General features: G+C 32.2%; 18 protein-coding genes. 10 read left to right on the top strand and 8 right to left on the bottom strand.

The window, feature by feature from the left end; all coding sequences use genetic code 11:
• Positions 1 to 6 precede the first annotated feature (6 nt).
• From SJY34_RS07900 to SJY34_RS07890, 3 genes are all read left to right on the top strand, one after another.
• Positions 7 to 1,365: an HlyD family secretion protein gene (locus SJY34_RS07900; RefSeq protein ID WP_400080992.1), complete on the top strand. Its 1,359-nt coding sequence runs from the start codon at positions 7 to 9 to the stop codon at positions 1,363 to 1,365.
• On the top strand, positions 1,366 to 2,769 hold the full coding sequence (locus tag SJY34_RS07895) for a TolC family protein (RefSeq protein ID WP_400080989.1): 1,404 nt from the start codon (positions 1,366 to 1,368) through the stop codon (positions 2,767 to 2,769).
• Between the two features lie 161 nt (positions 2,770 to 2,930).
• Positions 2,931 to 4,283 (top strand): UDP-N-acetylmuramate--L-alanine ligase, encoded by a 1,353-nt coding sequence (locus SJY34_RS07890; RefSeq protein WP_400080986.1) that lies wholly within the window; start codon positions 2,931 to 2,933, stop codon positions 4,281 to 4,283.
• Positions 4,284 to 4,384: 101 nt separating this feature from the next.
• On the opposite strand, the gene SJY34_RS07885 is transcribed toward SJY34_RS07890, so the two are convergent.
• The gene (locus SJY34_RS07885) at positions 4,385 to 5,311 is read right to left on the bottom strand and encodes a LysR family transcriptional regulator (RefSeq protein ID WP_400080983.1); all 927 of its coding nucleotides are present in this window, start codon (positions 5,309 to 5,311) and stop codon (positions 4,385 to 4,387) included.
• Between the two features lie 90 nt (positions 5,312 to 5,401).
• On the opposite strand from SJY34_RS07885, the gene SJY34_RS07880 reads away from it, so the two are divergent.
• From SJY34_RS07880 to SJY34_RS07870, 3 genes are all read left to right on the top strand, one after another.
• Entirely contained in the window at positions 5,402 to 5,641 is a 240-nt protein-coding gene (locus tag SJY34_RS07880; protein WP_400080980.1) for a hypothetical protein, read from the top strand.
• A 30-nt stretch (positions 5,642 to 5,671) separates the two neighbouring features.
• Complete coding sequence (locus SJY34_RS07875; protein WP_400080978.1) at positions 5,672 to 6,640, top strand: sodium-dependent bicarbonate transport family permease; 969 nt, start codon at positions 5,672 to 5,674, stop codon at positions 6,638 to 6,640.
• A 94-nt stretch (positions 6,641 to 6,734) separates the two neighbouring features.
• Positions 6,735 to 7,034, top strand: a complete 300-nt coding sequence (locus tag SJY34_RS07870) for a hypothetical protein (RefSeq protein WP_400080976.1) — start codon at positions 6,735 to 6,737, stop codon at positions 7,032 to 7,034.
• Positions 7,035 to 7,143: 109 nt separating this feature from the next.
• On the opposite strand, the gene SJY34_RS07865 is transcribed toward SJY34_RS07870, so the two are convergent.
• The 7 genes from SJY34_RS07865 to SJY34_RS07835 form a co-directional block, all read right to left on the bottom strand.
• Complete coding sequence (locus SJY34_RS07865) at positions 7,144 to 8,991, bottom strand: cystathionine beta-synthase (RefSeq protein ID WP_400080973.1); 1,848 nt, start codon at positions 8,989 to 8,991, stop codon at positions 7,144 to 7,146.
• A gap of 86 nt (positions 8,992 to 9,077) precedes the next feature.
• A complete protein-coding gene (locus tag SJY34_RS07860) occupies positions 9,078 to 9,617 on the bottom strand; it encodes a DinB family protein (RefSeq protein WP_400080970.1) in 540 nt (179 codons plus the stop codon).
• A gap of 16 nt (positions 9,618 to 9,633) precedes the next feature.
• Positions 9,634 to 10,524, bottom strand: coding sequence for a dienelactone hydrolase family protein (locus tag SJY34_RS07855; protein WP_400080967.1), 891 nt, complete (start codon positions 10,522 to 10,524; stop codon positions 9,634 to 9,636).
• Positions 10,525 to 10,627: 103 nt separating this feature from the next.
• Complete coding sequence (locus SJY34_RS07850; RefSeq protein ID WP_400080964.1) at positions 10,628 to 12,010, bottom strand: S41 family peptidase; 1,383 nt, start codon at positions 12,008 to 12,010, stop codon at positions 10,628 to 10,630.
• A gap of 77 nt (positions 12,011 to 12,087) precedes the next feature.
• Entirely contained in the window at positions 12,088 to 12,882 is a 795-nt protein-coding gene (locus SJY34_RS07845) for a helix-turn-helix domain-containing protein (RefSeq protein ID WP_400080961.1), read from the bottom strand.
• A 1-nt stretch (position 12,883) separates the two neighbouring features.
• On the bottom strand, positions 12,884 to 13,474 hold the full coding sequence (locus tag SJY34_RS07840) for an FMN-binding negative transcriptional regulator (RefSeq protein ID WP_400080958.1): 591 nt from the start codon (positions 13,472 to 13,474) through the stop codon (positions 12,884 to 12,886).
• Positions 13,474 to 13,917 carry a DUF1569 domain-containing protein gene (locus SJY34_RS07835; RefSeq protein ID WP_400080955.1) on the bottom strand — a complete coding sequence of 148 codons (444 nt, stop codon included), beginning with the start codon at positions 13,915 to 13,917 and terminating at the stop codon, positions 13,474 to 13,476. Before SJY34_RS07835 ends, SJY34_RS07840 begins: the two co-directional genes overlap by 1 nt.
• Positions 13,918 to 13,969: 52 nt before the next feature.
• On the opposite strand from SJY34_RS07835, the gene radC reads away from it, so the two are divergent.
• From radC to SJY34_RS07815, 4 genes are read left to right on the top strand one after another with little or no spacing between them, the layout of a single operon-like run.
• Positions 13,970 to 14,668 (top strand): DNA repair protein RadC, encoded by a 699-nt coding sequence (radC, locus tag SJY34_RS07830; RefSeq protein ID WP_400080952.1) that lies wholly within the window; start codon positions 13,970 to 13,972, stop codon positions 14,666 to 14,668.
• Positions 14,668 to 15,963, top strand: coding sequence for a polysaccharide deacetylase family protein (locus tag SJY34_RS07825; protein WP_400080949.1), 1,296 nt, complete (start codon positions 14,668 to 14,670; stop codon positions 15,961 to 15,963). The genes radC and SJY34_RS07825 overlap by 1 nt, the downstream gene beginning before the upstream one ends.
• On the top strand, positions 15,960 to 16,646 hold the full coding sequence (locus SJY34_RS07820; protein WP_400080947.1) for a YjjG family noncanonical pyrimidine nucleotidase: 687 nt from the start codon (positions 15,960 to 15,962) through the stop codon (positions 16,644 to 16,646). Before SJY34_RS07825 ends, SJY34_RS07820 begins: the two co-directional genes overlap by 4 nt.
• Positions 16,647 to 16,655: 9 nt before the next feature.
• Positions 16,656 to 17,447, top strand: coding sequence for a hypothetical protein (locus SJY34_RS07815; protein ID WP_400080944.1), 792 nt, complete (start codon positions 16,656 to 16,658; stop codon positions 17,445 to 17,447).
• Positions 17,448 to 17,463 lie beyond the last annotated feature (16 nt).

Raw genomic sequence — 17,463 nt, 5'->3', positions numbered from 1 at the left:
ACTGCTATGCTGAATATTTCAAATAACCCACTGAATAAAAAAGTTGATCTTTCAACGTTTAAGTCAAGTAACCGTGTCTTTCATGGCAGATATTATAAGTATTTTAATCGTTTTTTAGGAGCTTTCGCCATAATGGGATTAATAATCCTGTTCTTACCTTGGACGCAGAATATAACTGGTAGAGGTAATGTAACGACCTTAACTCCAGATCAGAGACCTCAGAACATCCAATCACCGATTCCTGGTAGAATAGAGCAATGGTTTGTGCGCGAAGGAGACTTTGTAGCCAAAGGTGATACTATTATGAAAATCTCTGAAGTAAAGAGTGAATACTTTGACCCTAATTTAGTAGAGCGAACAGCACAACAACGTAATGCAAAAGCCTTATCGGTTGGTTCCTATGGAGAAAAAGTAAAAGCTTTAGATCGTCAAATTACCGCTTTAATTAATGATCGTGGTTTAAAATTAAAACAGGCTAGAAATAAATTAATGCAATCTAAATTAAAAGTACAAAGTGATAGTATTGATTTAGAAGCAGCAAACACTAATAAGCAGATTGCTCAAAGTCAGTTTGACCGAACAGTAGCTTTATTAAAAGATGGACTTAAAGCAACACGAGATGTTGAGGATAAACGCTTAAAGTTGCAAGAAACCGAAGCTAAATTAATTTCTCAAGAAAATAAATTGTTAACTAGTAAAAATGAAGTAATTAACGCACAAGTAGAAATATCTCGTGTTACAGCTTCTTATGCAGATAAAATTTCAAAAGCACAGAGTGATAAGTTTACAGCACAGTCGAGCCAGTTCGATACTGAGGCCCAAGTGACAAAGCTAGATAACCAGTACTCTAATTATAAAATGCGAAACGCGCTACAGTTTGTAACAGCACCTTACGATGGCTACATCAATAAAGCCTTAAGAGGCGGAGTTGGGCAAACCTTCAAAGAAGGGGAATCTCTGGTAGGTATTATGCCAGCTCAAGTAGATTTGGCCGTAGAAACTTTTGTAGAGCCTATTGATTTACCATTATTAAATCTAGGTGAAAAGGTAAGAGTACAGTTTGATGGTTGGCCGGCAATTGTATTTAGTGGTTGGCCTAATATTTCTTATGGAACTTATGGGGCAAAAGTAGTTGCTATAGAGAATTTTATTAGTGAAAATGGAAAATTTAGAGTGCTTTTAGCACCAGATGAGGAAGACCATGAGTGGCCAAAAGATATCAGAGCAGGTTCGGGTGCGTTTACCATGGCACTGTTAAACGATGTGGCAATCGGTTACGAACTTTGGAGACAATTAAATGGTTTTCCTCCAGATTATTATCAACCAGAAGGAGCAGCAAAAACGAAACCTAAAAAAGGACATTAAATGAGACTAAAGTTTATAGTGTTACTTACCGGTTTTAGTTTTATAGGATTTTCCCAAACCAAAAGTTTAGATAATGTACTTCGTTTTGATGAGTACTTAGGCTTTGTTAAAAAGTTTCATCCTATTGTAAAACAAGCTGAATTGGTTATTGATGAGAGTCAGGCAAAGCTCATGAAATCTCGTGGTGCATTTGATCCTAAGATTGAGGTAGATTACGATAGAAAAAAGTTTAAGAATACAGAATATTTTGACCAACTCAACGGAACATTTAAAATACCGACATGGTTTGGTATAGAATTAAAAGGTACGTTTGAAGAAAACACCGGAGACTTTCTAAATCCTGAAGCTTTTTTGCCAGAAGATGGCTTATATAGTGCTGGTGTTGCCGTACCATTAGCACGAGGTTTGTTAATTAATAATAGAATGGCATCTTTAAAACAGGCCAGATTATTTAGAGAGCAAGCTAAAGCAGATCGTGATATATATGTCAATAATATTTTATTTGAAGCTTCTCTGGTTTATTTTGAGTGGCTAAAGGCTTATAATGAATTAAAGCTGTTTGAAAACTTTTTAGTCAATGCCGAGTTTCGTTATATAGGTGTGCAGAAAGGAGTAGAGGTTGGAGAAAATGCAGAAATTGATGCTACAGAAGCTCGTATTGCAGTAAATAATAGAAAATTAGGATTGGAACAATCTAAAGTTAAATTAATGAAAGCTGCTTTAGAATTATCAAACTTTTTATGGTTAGAAAATAATATCCCAGTAGAGTTACAGCCAGATGTAATTCCTGATGTAGATACAGAGCCAATTGTAGATGCTACTTTTAATATCAATCGACTACGTACTGATGAGACCACCATAGAAATGCATCCGAAAATGATATCTCTAGATTATAAGTTGCAAAGTCTAGAAGTAGATTCGCGCTTAAAGGCTAACAGACTTTTACCAAGAGTTGATGTAGAATATAACTTCTTAACCGAAGTGCCAGAAATTGCCAGAAGTTTTAATACTGCAGAATATAAAGGTGGACTAAATATAAGTTTTCCTTTGTTTTTGAGGAAAGAACGCGGTGATTTAAAACTAGCCAAAATTAAGCTGCAAGATACTGAATTTGAAATAGATGCCACACGAGTGAATCTTCTGAACAAGATTAATGCCTTAAAACGAGAATTAGAATCTTACGTTTCTCAGAATGAAATAACCACAGAAATGGTGTCGGATTATGAACGAATGCTACAAGCAGAAGAACGTAAATTTCAACTTGGTGAAAGCTCTTTGTTCTTGGTTAATTCTCGCGAATCTAAACTTATTGATGGTCAGTTAAAGGCTATAGAAATACAGAACAAGTTCTTTAGTACTAAAGCGAAGCTTTTTAATAGTTTGGCTGTAAATCCTGAATTGTAGTAATTAGTCGATGTCATTGCGAGGAAGCATGACGAAGCAATCTTTTAAATTGAAACTAAAATTCAACAGATTGCTGCACTGCGTTCGCAATGACGGAATGCTATAAAATATATCTTCGTATTGTAAAAAACTTACATTATTTTTACATTATAAATCATTCTATGAACGTACATTTTATAGCTATTGGTGGCGCAGCAATGCACAATTTAGCCATAGCACTTCACAATAAAGGTTATAAAGTCACAGGAAGCGATGATACTATTTTCGACCCTTCAAAATCGAGATTAGAGACTAAAGGCTTATTGCCAGAAACTTTTGGTTGGTATCCTAAAAAAATCACTTCAGATTTAGATGCCATAGTTTTGGGCATGCATGCAAAAGCTGATAATCCTGAGTTGTTAAAAGCCCAAGAACTCGGTTTAAAAATCTATAGCTACCCAGAATTTTTATACGAACAAGCCAAAAATAAAACGCGTGTTGTCATTGGCGGAAGTCACGGTAAAACGACAATTACGTCTATGATTTTGCACGTGATGCATTATCACGATAGAGATGTAGATTATATGGTTGGTGCACAATTAGAAGGTTTCGATGTAATGGTAAAACTCACCAAAGACAATGATTTTATGGTTTTAGAAGGTGACGAGTATTTGAGTTCACCAATAGATATGCGACCAAAATTTCATTTGTACAAACCTAATATTGCGCTGTTGAGCGGTATTGCTTGGGATCATATTAATGTGTTTCCGACTTATGAGAATTACGTTGAGCAGTTTAGCATTTTTATAGATTCCATTGTTACAGGAGGAAGCATTAATTACAATGAAGAAGATTTAGAAGTAAAGCGCGTAGTTGAAGCTTCAGAAAACCAAATTAGAAAAATAGCTTACCAAACTCCAGAATACACGGTTGAAAATGGGGAAACTCTTTTAGAAACTCCTGAAGGACCTATGCCTATTGAAGTTTTTGGCGCACACAACTTAAATAATTTAGCTGGTGCTAAATGGATTTGCCAGCATATGGGAATCGATGAAGACGATTTCTACGAAGCCATTTCTACCTTTAAAGGAGCAAGTAAACGCTTGGAAAAAATTGCCGAAAACTCTAAAAGCGTTGCGTATAAAGATTTTGCACACTCACCAAGCAAAGTAGAAGCCACTACCAAAGCTGTGAAAGAACAATACAGCGACAGAACTTTAGTTGCGTGTTTAGAGTTACATACTTATAGTAGCTTGAATGCTGAATTTCTAAAAGAATATAAAGGTGCTTTAGATGCTGCAGATATAGCTGTGGTTTTTTACTCTCCACATGCTGTAGAAATTAAAAAACTAGAAGAAGTCACCCAAGAACAAATAGCAAGTGCCTTTGAACGCGACGATTTAATCATCTACACGAATCCAGAAGATTTTAAAAACTTCTTATTTTCTCAGAATTTTGATAATAAGTCATTGTTATTAATGAGTTCTGGTAATTATGGAGGTTTAGATTTTGATGAGGTAAAGGGCTTTTTTTAGAGGGTTTAGCTATCTTTAATGATATGAGTCCGTTTTAATGACTTATATCAGACGATAACTAATTTCGCTGAAATTTTTGAGAAAGTCAAGTCTTTTAAACCTTATTCATAACTATCAAACCAATCAAAGTGTGTTTTTATAATATCATCTTTATTTTCATCGATGTTCTCAATAAAACTTTTAGCTATTGAAGATAGATTTTTAGATTTTAACCAGATCAAATTCCAATTGGTAGTTATAGGTAATTTTTTAACAGGAATGACTTGTAAATCACCATTTTTAAGTTCGTTTTTAATACCAATTAAAGGCATTATAGAGAAGCCTAATCCAGCGACAATGGCTTGTTTTAATGCTTCGTTAGATTTTAGTTCCATTTTTTTATAGGTTGAGATATTGTTAGAGGCTATAAAATATTCCATTTTATTCCGAGTAGCTGAACCTTGTTCTCTATAGATTAATGGTAATTGTTCAAATTCTTTTGTAGTAATTGATTTTCCGGTAGATTTATACTGTTTACCTCCAACAAGGTAAAGTTTGTTATCCATAAGTTGGATACGATTTATTTTTAAGTGCTTCGGTATAGTAGATACCATAGCAAAATCGATTTCATTATTTTCTAAAGATCTAACCACTTCTGATTTATTCGTAACGTCCATAGAAAGGTCTACACCTTTATTTTGGTTAATGAAATCCGTTAAAAAATAAGGCATTACATATTTTGCTGTAGAGACAATCGCAATTTTTAGTTTACCTGCCAATTCTCCTTGAAATGACAGCGCTTTATAGTTGATAGATTTAACTTCGTTTAGAATATTTTCAGCAGTCCGAGCAATTTCTTCTCCAAACTCAGTGATGTATATTTTTCTTCCAACAATTTCAAATAATGGGATTTGAAATTGATCTTGAAAATTTTTTAGTTGTATAGAGACTGCTGGTTGCGTTAAAAATAATTCCTCTGAAGCCTTTGTAACACTCTGAAGTTCACTGACCTTATGGAAAATTTCTAGTTGATGTAATGTGTATTTCATAAATATAACTTATATATTATATAATAAAAATAAATAAAAATTTATGAATTACACCAATGATATTTGCACAAATAATTAAAAGCATAAAAAATGAGTGATTTTGTAATTCGTAAAAAAGAAGAAAGAATGTCTGAAGCTAAGACAGTCTCACTTGTAAAATCAACAAGAAAGGAGTTAAGTGTTTTTTTTAAAATTGTGCTAGTTATAGCTGGTTTTTCAGGACTTGTTCTTATGTCGTTGAGTAATGACAATTTAATGCTTGAAGAGATACTGCTTTCTGGAGGAATCTTGTCAATAGTTTTTTTAATTCATATTATATCAAACCGCTAGTTTAAACATAATAGACAATCACTAAATCAAATGGATTTACATTTATTAATTGATAATTTAACCAATCCGGCATTGCTGTTTTTCTTTTTAGGAATTATTGCAGTTCGACTAAAGAGTGATCTTTGTATCCCAGAAAATTCTTCAAAATTTATTTCACTTTATCTATTGTTGGCAATAGGTTTTAAAGGTGGTCAAGAGCTTTCACATAGTGAGTTTTCTATGGAAATACTTTGGTCATTGCTCTTTGGGCTTGCTTTAGCTGCGATTGTGCCTCTGTATACTTATTTCATCCTTCGACGAAAATTCAATGTAGAAAATGCAGGTGCTATTGCCGCAGCTTATGGGTCGGTAAGTGCCGTTACCTTTGTGACAACCATATCGTTTTTAGAGTTGGAGCAAATCGAATTTAGTGGTCATATGGTTGCTGTAATGGCGCTAATGGAAGCGCCATCTATTATGGTCGGTTTACTGCTAATGACTTTTTATAAGAAGAGTAAAAAAGGAGAAGAAGCCGTGCCTATGAAAAAGGTGATTCACCATGCACTTACAAATGGGAGCGTGCTCATAATTATTGGTAGCCTATTTATTGGATTTATGGCAAGCGAGGCCCAAGCTGAAGGAATTAAGCCTTTTACGACAGATATTTTTAAAGGCTTTCTTGCTGTTTTCTTATTAGATATGGGAATAACAAGTGGTAGAAAACTATCTGATTTTATTAAAAAAGGAAAGTTTGCATTACTCTTCGCTATTATAGTCCCTATCATAAATGGCTGCTTAGTAGCTGTTATGACTAGTATTATAACTGAAAATGTGGGTAATAGATTGCTATTTGCTATACTAGCAGCAAGTGCATCTTACATAGCGGTTCCAGCAGCGATGAAGATTGCAGCGCCTAAGGCTAATCCGAGTCTGTATATACCAATGGCGTTAGCAATTACTTTTCCTTTTAATATTACCTTAGGAATGCCACTGTATTTAGGTATCATAAATATAACATAAAATAAATTAATGATTTATATAAGATATATAAATAAAAATATATAAAAATAATTATGCAATTTTGCACAGAATAAATGATAAGTTTATAAAAATTATGGAAACATTAGTACAACAAAAAACAACTCAAAAAATAGATTTGATTAATGGTGCATTTACTGCTTCAGAAGCTTCAGATATCATTAATTCGGTATTGAAAGTGAAAATTAATTTTCACAAATTTCAACGTCTATCTATTACAGAAGGTAATGATAAAGACGAATGTGTTTATGATAACGGAAGAATAGCTGAGCTAATGAATGAGCAACAAATCGCTAAGGATTTCTTCTCACAAGCACGAGTGCAGGGGAAAAAATTAAAAATGCGAAGCGTTATTCAAATTGAAATAGAAGATTAGTTTTTCATTTATAGGTTAGTTGATTTTTAATTCAATCCTAATTATCTTTATGTAAACAAATAAAGATAATTAGGATTTTTTATTTATAAATACTAGTGTAATACTTTGCTTAATCTATGTCTTCAACAAATTCCATAAACACTTCTTTATGACGTGCCAAATCAATATCAGAAGACAAGGCTACACGTGCAATATAATCCTTATCTCCTTCTTTGGTAGTACCTTGTGTTGAAGTCGCAGGTATGGTCCAATAACAACCTCGTAATTGTCCATAGCTTACACAGTATTTACTCTCATTAGGAATTTCTGTAATCATTAAATTAATCAACTTATGATTCAACGCTCTTTTATAAGTTTCTTTTTCTTCAGCTGAATTGCCTTTTGTAGGTAGATCTAATGAAAATACAGAGGGTGTAAAACCTTGAGTTGCTAATTCTTCAGAAACAAAATTTATTTTAGCTTGAGGTAACGTTTCTTGAATAAAGCTTACAAATGCTCTTGTATTAGTATAAGCATCGGTTATTCTTTGATTCATTGATGGCAATTGTTTTGCCAATATTTTATACTGAAGTGCTGTAGCTTCGTTATCACATAGTAGAAGATGTTGTTCTATTTTATTTATTAAAGTATTTGCTTTGTCATTTCCTACAACATAACCTGCTGTGCATTTTCCTCCACTAGGAAACTTAGAACCACTTGCATAGGAAATAGCTCTAACGGTTGATAGTATTTCTCCTTCAGCTAGAAATTGAATATTAGGACAAAAGGTCTGGTCTAAAATAAAAACTGGATCTACAGCAGTTTCTCCATTTGCAGTTTTACGAACTTTGCTTAAAGTAGCTTTTAATTGCTGTAAATCTGGAACTTCAACTCTTGGGTTTGTTGGAATCTCCGCTATAATGTAAGGTATAGCATCTTCGTTGGCAACTTTTGATAAAATGGTTTCTAAACTACTCACCATATCATTATCACCATCCACTTCTAAATCCACAATATCAACATTATCAATACAAGCGGCGACACGTCTTGCTTGGTCATTGGTGCCTCCATAGCAATTGGTTGGTACAATAAATTTAATGGGTTTTTGATTATGCTTTTCTAATGCATCGTCAATAAGGCCCATCATAATGGCATACTGAATAGATAAACCACTAGAGCCAACTATAGGTTTGGATCTTGTATCAGTAACTTTTAAAATTGAATCTAAAACACTGACTTTATCAGCTTCAACATTACTTTTTTTAATATCTAAAGTTGTTTGTTCTGTTAAAGACTTTAAAACAACAATACAATTGGCTGGTGTCATAGCAATAGTTTCACGTCGTCTCACATGCTGAATTTCTGAAATAAAATCGTCATTTTGTTCACCATTGATTAAAATAACACTTCCTAAATGCCCGTATAAATTGATATAGAAATCAACATTTGCATTGAGGTCTATGGTTTCAATAGTGTTGTGATCTGAAATAAAAATTGTACTGCCATCAAATTTAGAAATTGAATCTGCGTTTTTAGCTTTCTTTAATTCAAAATTATAACCGTAAACTGTTTTCAATAATTTAGTATTAAAAGTATCTGGCAATGAATCCTCATAAACAATTTGCGTTTTTTTATGAGCTAATAGATTTTTTCGTAGCACTGCTAGAATAGGCATAGTCTGAGATGAAAAACTAATAACGTTTTCTGATTTTAGATGATGCATCTTTGAAATAGTCCATTCTAGTACACAAGATAAGGGATGACCTAAACGTATGTAATCGTAAGCTGTAGGTAATATGTTAAGAGAAGAGGTGTTAGAATTATTGTTTTTATATAAGATCTCAAAATGCTCTAAAAACTGAGATTTGGCTAATGGCTCGTTATAAATATCTAGTCTGTGGGTTGTAAGTTCATACCAGTCAGAAGGTATGTTCTCTAAAACATTTTTTATGTATTTGAAGATTTTTTGTTCTAGCATATTTGTTCTTTATTGTGGACTGTAAAGATAGGTTAGTTGGTATTTTATAGAAAATCTTACAAGACGTTTATTATAGCGAATAAGAGTTATTGAAACAAAACATACCTTGGCGGAACAAAGCCATTTAACCTTAGGTAAACTAGCATTTGTCCTCTATGGTGAGTTATATGGTCTGCAAGTAATAAGAAAATTTGTCGTTTGGTTCTTTCTAATCCGAAATAGTCTAACTTATCATCTAATTGATTTGTGTCGAATTGTTTAATGAGATTAATGGCTTCATTAAATGTTTTATCGATTAGAGTAATCATCTCTTCTTTAGATTTATTTGCGACCTTAAAAACTGTATCAGTTTTCCAATCTCTAGATTCACGATTTCCTAATAATGATTGACTATGCCAATCCATTGCATATCCTATATGCAACAAGTTTTCTGCGAAACTCAAGGATTCGGGAGTGGCTCTAAAGTCATATTTATCTTCTGGCATTGTCTTAGCAACAAGAATTAAATATTTTTTAGAGTTTTCTAATCGTTCTAAATAATCTTTGATAAAACTATCTTGTTGCCCATAAATTGGCGATTCAACATTGCTAAGCAGAATAATAGTTAGAATAAGTATCTTTTTCATAAATGTAAATAAAACTTTAGAATTTTAAATGGGTCTTAAAAAATGCAATAGTACGTTCCCAAGATAGATTAGCAGCTTCCTTATCATATCTTGGTGTTGTGTTATTATGAAAACCGTGATTAACTCCAGAATAAATATAGGCTTGGTGTTCTATGTTATTAGCCTTTAATACTTTTTCAAAGGCCGGCCAACCTGCATTAACTCTGGTATCTAATTCTCCATATTGTAGTAGAAGTGGAGCTTTTATTTTTGCTGCATCTTCATCAGAAGGTTGTCTGCCATAATATGGTACTGCGGCACCTAAATCTGGTAAGCGAACTGCCATCATGTTAGAGATATAACCTCCAAAACAAAAGCCGACTACACCAACATTGCCATCGCAATTTTCATGATTTTTTAAATGGTTGTATGCAGCTATAAAATCTTCGAGCATTTCATTTCGATCGCGCTTTTTTTGCATAGCTCTTCCATCATCGTCATTACCTGGATAGCCTCCAAGCGGAGATAAGGCATCTGGAGCTAGTGAGATAAAGCCTTCTTTTGCGGTTCGTCTTCCCACATCTTCAATGTATGGATTTAAACCTCTATTTTCATGGACTACGATAACTCCAGGTAACTTCGTAGTATTGTCTTTTGGTTGGGATAATAAACCTTTTATAGTACCACCACCTTTAGGAGATTCATATGTAATATAGGCTGAATCTAAAGTTGGGTCGTCTGGTTGTACTAATAAACTATTTACATAATCTGGTGACATAAAACTTAATAATGAAGATACTGTTAAACCACCTACAGCATATATTCCTAGTTTTTCAACAAATTGTCTTCGATTAAGTTTATTGTGAGCGTAATCATCATAAAGATCAAACACCTCTTGTTTGATATCTTCTTTTTTTAGGTCTTTCATAGAGATAATGATTGAATTTTAGATAATGACCTAATTTACAAATAATTACATTATTTAGGATTTAAATGATGTTAAAACAACTTATTTATTGTGGCTCTATTTATTAAAATTTCTTCCCGTTATTAGCGATTAGTTTTTCAACGGCTTTGATGTTTGCTTTATAAATAGCCATATTAGAGCTTCCAATAAGTTCTCCAATTTCAATAGCTTTTTTGTAAGCTTGTAAAGCTTCTTCTAATTTACCATTAGCTTTTAAGCCATCACCATAACTATCAAATACATTTGATGATTGAGGATAAAGTTTTGTGTTAAGTTCAAATATTGATTCGGCAATAGACGGATTATTCTCTAAGAATTTATAACCTAATCTATTAATGTCTGTTCTACTTATTAGGTTTTCTTTTTGACATTCTTTAATGATATGTATTATTTGATAGGAATTTAAATTTTCATTTATCCTATAATACTTCTCAATTAAGGTTTGTAATTTTTTATGCTTTTCTACTTTATATGTACTAGCTGCTTTTTTGGCTAAAGATATTGCAGTAGAAAAAGCATCTTGTCTTTCTACTTTAATATTAGGAATAACTCCAACTCCTTCAAAATTTGTTTTAGTAATGGGATTAATATCCTCTTCGCTAGAAATGTTGATAACAAAACGATTACTTAATCTATGAGACATAACTCCATAGCCAGCTCCCATTGTCGCTTCACCTATAACAACGGCTCTTTTCTGATGCTTTAAAAAATAAGCGAATTCCTCTGCTGCCGAAGCAGATTTGTTATTCACTAATATAAAAACAGGAATTTTGGTCAGTCGTTTACCTGAAATGTATTTATAAGTATATAAGCCATAACCATCATTTCTATAACGATGATAATATTGTGCTAAGTGAACAGGTTTTTCTTCAAATAAATAACTACATAGAAAAGCAACCAGAGTAGGAACGCCTCCACTATTATTTCTAACATCAAAAATAATAGCATCAGTATTCTCTATAAACTTCAGAGATGAGGTCATTACAGATTTTGTCTGTTCGAGAAAGTTCCAATTAGAGAAACTGGTAATATTCATATAGCCAATATTTCCATCAAGAATTTTAACTTCTTGTACTCCGAAATTGGAGCTAAGTCCTTTTGAGTAATCGTCTAACGTATTTTCGGCAATTTTAGTTATTTCATTCTTTGGTTTATGTCCTAACCAAAGGTGTAAATCTTTACTAAAATATCGAAGATCTGCAGTTAGTTTTTTAGCAAGTGTATCTGGGTCTTTAATCGTGTTGTAGCTCCCTTGTTTTTCATTAGCTTTTAATAATGTGTTAATTTGTTTTGCTTTGTAAAGATCCACATAATAGAATTCTAACGAATCTGCTATTTTTTCTATGATTAATTTTATTTCATTTGGTGTAACGTCTTTATTCTTTTGAGCATAACAAGAAGTAAGATTAATAAGTATTAATACAAGAACAGTGGAAAACCTTTTCATTAGAGCTATAAATTATTATTAAAACGTAAAGTAAATATCTTTTTATGTCTAAAAATAGAATGAGGTTAGCCTGTATGTTAAAGTTTTTGAAATTGTTTAGGTAGAAAACCTGTCATACTTTTAAAATTTCTGATAAAATGACTTTGGTCCGTAAAACCGCAGTAGAATGCAATTTCAGATAACGACATGGAAGAATTTTTTATGAGTTCTATACTTTTTTCTATTTTAAGCTTTCTTTGATATTCGCCCAAAGTATATTTGAAATATTTTCTAAAGTTTTTAGAAATAGTAATAGGGTGTACACCAACAATTTTACTCATTTGATTTAGTGTTATTTGTTTGTTCCATTGATCGTGTAATAACTCATTGAGAATGACTACCCATTTAGGGGTTCCAAATGTTGAAATATCTGTCGTTTTTGTAATTAAATCCAATAGTAGACTACGAACAGCTATAGAATTTTGCTTATTCACTAATAACATTTCATTTTGAATTTTCAGTATTAATGCTTTCGAATCTACGTTTTTGAGTAGTGCTTCTTTAATTGAATCTTCATTGAGATGGGATGCTTTTATAAAATCATGACCTATTTCAATATTTGCACTTTTAGAAATAACCTCAGAAGAAATCCAACGATGCTGCTCACCAGAATAGTATGAAAATATACTACCTTCTTTTTGCACAAATGAAGTTTGTTTTTTAGTATCAGCCTTTCCTCCTTGAAATACGAAACTGATATGAAAGTTTTCATGATAGTGCCATTCAGGATTATTTTTACTCCTAGAATAAAGCGTATTCGTTATTATAACATCGTCAATATTGAGTCGCTTGATAACATCACCTGTATATTCTCCTTTTAGTAAGACTTCCATATTAAAATGCTTTATCCAAAAACAATCGAATACTTTCTTGGTTAGCTCTAACCAATTCTTCACGAGCTGCTTTTATATCTCTTGGCTTCTTGTCTTGAGATAATTTAAATTTTCCTTCCCAGTTGGTAATTTCAATTTCAAACATTTCTATATAGCCTAAGTTTCTATCTAAACGAGGGTTATCTGGTTCTAAAACATATTTATGGTCTGGTGCTTCTAAAAACTCAGTCATTGTAATTAGTGATTGTTTAAGAGCAGCTTTGCTTTCAATAGCTTTTACCTTTCCTTGTAAGTGCACTTTTATATAGTTCCAAGTAGGTAATTGTGTGGTTGAATAAATACTAGGTGAAATGTAGCATTCTGGACCAGCAAAGATTATTGCTATATCGTTGTCATTTTTTAGCAACTTAGCTTGGGGATTGTATATGTCTATATGACCAATAAGCTTACCATCTTCATAAACCAATGGTAAATGTGTAATTAATGGTTTGTTGTCTTTTACAGAAATTAAAGTAGCTAAAGGATAGGTTTTAATGACTTCAACCATGTGATTAATGTCATCGTCTTGATGATGTTTTGGAGGATAATTCATTACACACCAAATTGTCTAAAGTGATGATCTAAATGCTTGTATTGCATTTGTCCCCATTGTTGTGCAGTAAAATAGCCAAATCCTGGGTGAGGTTTCCATTCTTCTTTTTCTTTATGGGAATAAGTTTCGTCGATTAAAGCTTTTAGTTTTATTATTTCTGTATTAAAATCTTTTTTGTCTTTTGTTTTTAAGAATTTAGCAGTAGGCAACCCTTTGCTCCATGTTTTGTCATTATACAGAGATTTTTTAAAAAATACTTTAGCCAGCCAATTAGGTTTGAGACCATAATCATTTTTTTGGAGCATAATATTAAAAGGTCCTTGGCAGTGCCATACCATTTTGCCAACATCCATTTTCCCCCAATTAGCTTTTGAATTTTCATCTAATTTATCTATTCGAGATTTTATTTCGTTGTAAGCTGATTCATTAAAAATAGATTGCATAATAATTTCATTTATTTTGAAGCTTAAATTTACAATTTTTTATCTTTAACGCATGTCAGAAAAACCGACTTCATTTTCTATTAAAAACTGGTCGCAAGACGATCAGCCAAGAGAAAAGTTGCGAGATAAAGGTAGAACCGCTTTGAGCGATGCTGAACTTATTGCAATTTTGATAGGCTCTGGTAATAGAGAAGAGAGTGCAGTTGCCTTATGTAAGCGTATTTTTGCTAGTGTAGATAATAATCTAAATGCCTTAGGCAAATTGTCTATTCAGCAATTAATGACCTTTAAAGGTATCGGTGAAGCAAAGGCAATCACTATTGCTGCAGCTTTAGAATTAGGACGTCGAAGACGAATTGAAGATGCACTTCAGTTAGAAAAAATAACATCGAGCCGTTCAGTTTTTGATGTTATGCAACCTATCTTAGGAGATTTACCTCATGAAGAATTTTGGATTTTATATTTAAATAATTCCAATAAAGTAATTCATAAAAGCCAATTGAGTAAAGGCGGAATTACAGGTACTTTGGTTGATGTGCGTTTGGTACTTAAGAATGCCTTAGAAGTTGGAGCTACAGCTTTGATTCTGTGTCATAATCATCCTTCGGGTACGTTAAAACCCAGTCAAGCTGATAAGGATATAACTCAAAAACTAAAATCTGCAGCAGAAAGTTTAGATATTAAGGTTCTAGACCATCTCATTGTTACTCAGAAAGCGTATTTTAGTTTCGCAGACGAAGAAATATTATAATGCTACTAGTTTACACGCATAAAATCACACCACGTTTAACCTATACGTTTAAACATATTTGCAAACGTATCCTTGGCTTAGACGTTAGTTTTACGTCTAAAATTGAAGATTTTATTGCACACAATAGTCTTAAAATGTCTTATACCAAGCAACCATTAAGTAATGAATTGTACGTTAGAAGCAGCGAGTTATTGTTTGAAAATGGATTATCTGATTTAGATATTAATGTACAACCTTGGGATAATACTAAAGGCTTTTTTGCAACTGGCGAACGTAGTCATTTGCCGTTCGATATTTTTGCAGCATCTTTTTATCTATTAAGTCGATATGAAGAGTATTTACCACATGTAAATGATGGTTTTGGGAGGTTTATGGCAACAGAAAGTTTAGCTTATAAGCATCGTTTTTTAAATCAACCAGTCATAGATATTTGGGCTTATAAACTCCGTGATGTTCTAAAAGAACGTTTCCCTAAGTTTCAATTTACAAAGCGGCAGTATCAGATTCAACCAGTAATAGATGTACCTACGGCTTTCTATTTTAGAAAAAAAGGACTCTTAAGAACCGTTGGAGGTACCCTTAATGATTTAGTTCGTTTTAGATTAAAGCAACTCTACCAACGCTATTCAGTACTGATGGGTTTTAAACGCGATCCTTACGACACATTCAAGTGGATTATAACCAAACAAAAACAATGCGACTTTAAGTTTATAGTATTGTTCTTAATTGGTGATTATTCTACTTATGATAAAAACGTAAACACTAATAAAAAAGAATTTGTATCACTTATAAAATCTATTGCTGATTACTGTAGCGTTGGGATAAAGGCTTCTTATTTTGCTTTAGATGATATTTCAATTTTAAAGAAAGAAAAACTCAAAATGGAAGCCATTATCAATACAGATTTAATGGCAGTAAGGCATTCATTCTCTAAGTTGAATTTACCGACGTCGTATCGAAATTTGGTGGAGTTAGAAATCAATCAAGATTTTACTATGGGTTACATCGATACACTTGGTTTTAGAGCAGGTACTTGTACTCCTTTTCAGTTTTATGATCTCGATTATGAAGTACAAACACCACTGCAGGTTAATCCTTACCACTGTTTAGATTTTGCACTTTTGAAATACCAATCGGAATTGGATAAAACAGAACATTTGCAAAAGCTTATTAATGAAGTTAAAGCAGTTAATGGCACTTTTACACCAGTATTTCATAACTATACCTTTAGCGATTTACCTAAATGGAATGGTTTTAGATCTCTTTTCAATTTAATTTTAGAATCAGCAGAATGAGTTACAGTATAAAACATGTATTTTTTGATTTAGATCATACCCTTTGGGATTTTGATAAAAATTCAGGATTAACTTTCGATAAAATTTTTAAGCTCAATAATATAAGCACGAATCTTGAAGATTTTTTAGCAGTTTATGAGCCTATAAATCTTAAATATTGGAAATTATATCGAGAAGAAAAAGTGACAAAATCAGCTTTAAGATATGGAAGATTAAAGGAAGCATTTGATGCTATAAATATTGACGTTGAATATGATATGATAAATCATTTATCTGTTGAGTATATAGAGTATTTATCTAGCTTCAATTATTTGTTTGAAGGAACTTTCGAAATTTTAGATTATCTTAAAAACAAATACCATTTGCATATTATTACTAATGGATTTGAGGAAGCACAAGAACGGAAAATGAAGTCTTCAAATATTAGAAAATATTTTAAAACCATTACGAATTCTGAAATGGTTGGAGTAAAAAAACCGAACCCAAAAATTTTTAATCATGCTTTGCATCTTGCAAATGCAAGAACTAACGAAAGTGTAATGATTGGTGATAGTGTAGAAGCGGATATTGAAGGCGCACACAAAGTAGGAATGGACACGATTCATTTTGACTATAAAGACGCACATAATAATCATAGTTACAAAAGAATTACCAGTTTAAACGCTATTGTAAATTATCTTTAAATAAAAGTCATGTTGAAAAAAATAATATTTGCAGTTTTATTTCTTCTTGTAAGTTTTTTCGGAACTGCCCAAAAAGATATTAATAATTACAAGTACATTATTGTTCCTAAGAAATTCGATTTTACAAAAGGCGAGGATCAATACCAATTGAACTCATTGACTAAATTTTTATTCAACAAATATGGTTTTGAGGCCTATTTTGTTGATGATAATTTACCCGAAGATTTACAAAAAGATAGATGTTTAGCATTGACATCTGAAATTTTGAAAGAAAAATCAGGTATGTTTAAAACGAAGCTAAAGTTTCAACTCAAAGATTGTTTTGGTGCAGTAATTGTGACCTCGAAAATTGGTGAGTCTCGATTAAAAGAATATGATAAAGCCTATAAAGAAGCTTTGAGAAATGCTTTTGAGACCTTTCAAAATATAGATTATAAATATTCACAAATTGAAGATTCTGCAGAAACCTCTAAACCAAAAGAAGAAATAGAAGAACCTAGAGTTGAAGAGACAGAAAAACCAAAAGTTGACTCCAAGGTTATTGTAAAAGAGCAGGAGGTAATAGAAGCAGCTACCGCAAAAGGTAATAAAGAGCTCTACTATGCTCAGGTAATATCGGATGGATTTCAATTGGTGGATTCTGAGCCTAAATTAGTCATGATTTTATTGAATACCACTGCTAAAGATGTCTTTATAGTAAAAGATAAGGATGCAATTGTGTATAAGGAAGATGATTTGTGGATTTACTATGAGCATAATGATAATAAGAAAATTAGAAAAGAACTTCATATAAAGTTTTAAGTCAAAATGAAAATAT

The organism is Winogradskyella sp. R77965, from assembly GCF_044594915.1.
Taxonomy (GTDB): Bacteria; Bacteroidota; Bacteroidia; order Flavobacteriales; family Flavobacteriaceae; genus Winogradskyella.
This window is presented reverse-complemented; position numbering and strand designations above follow the sequence as displayed.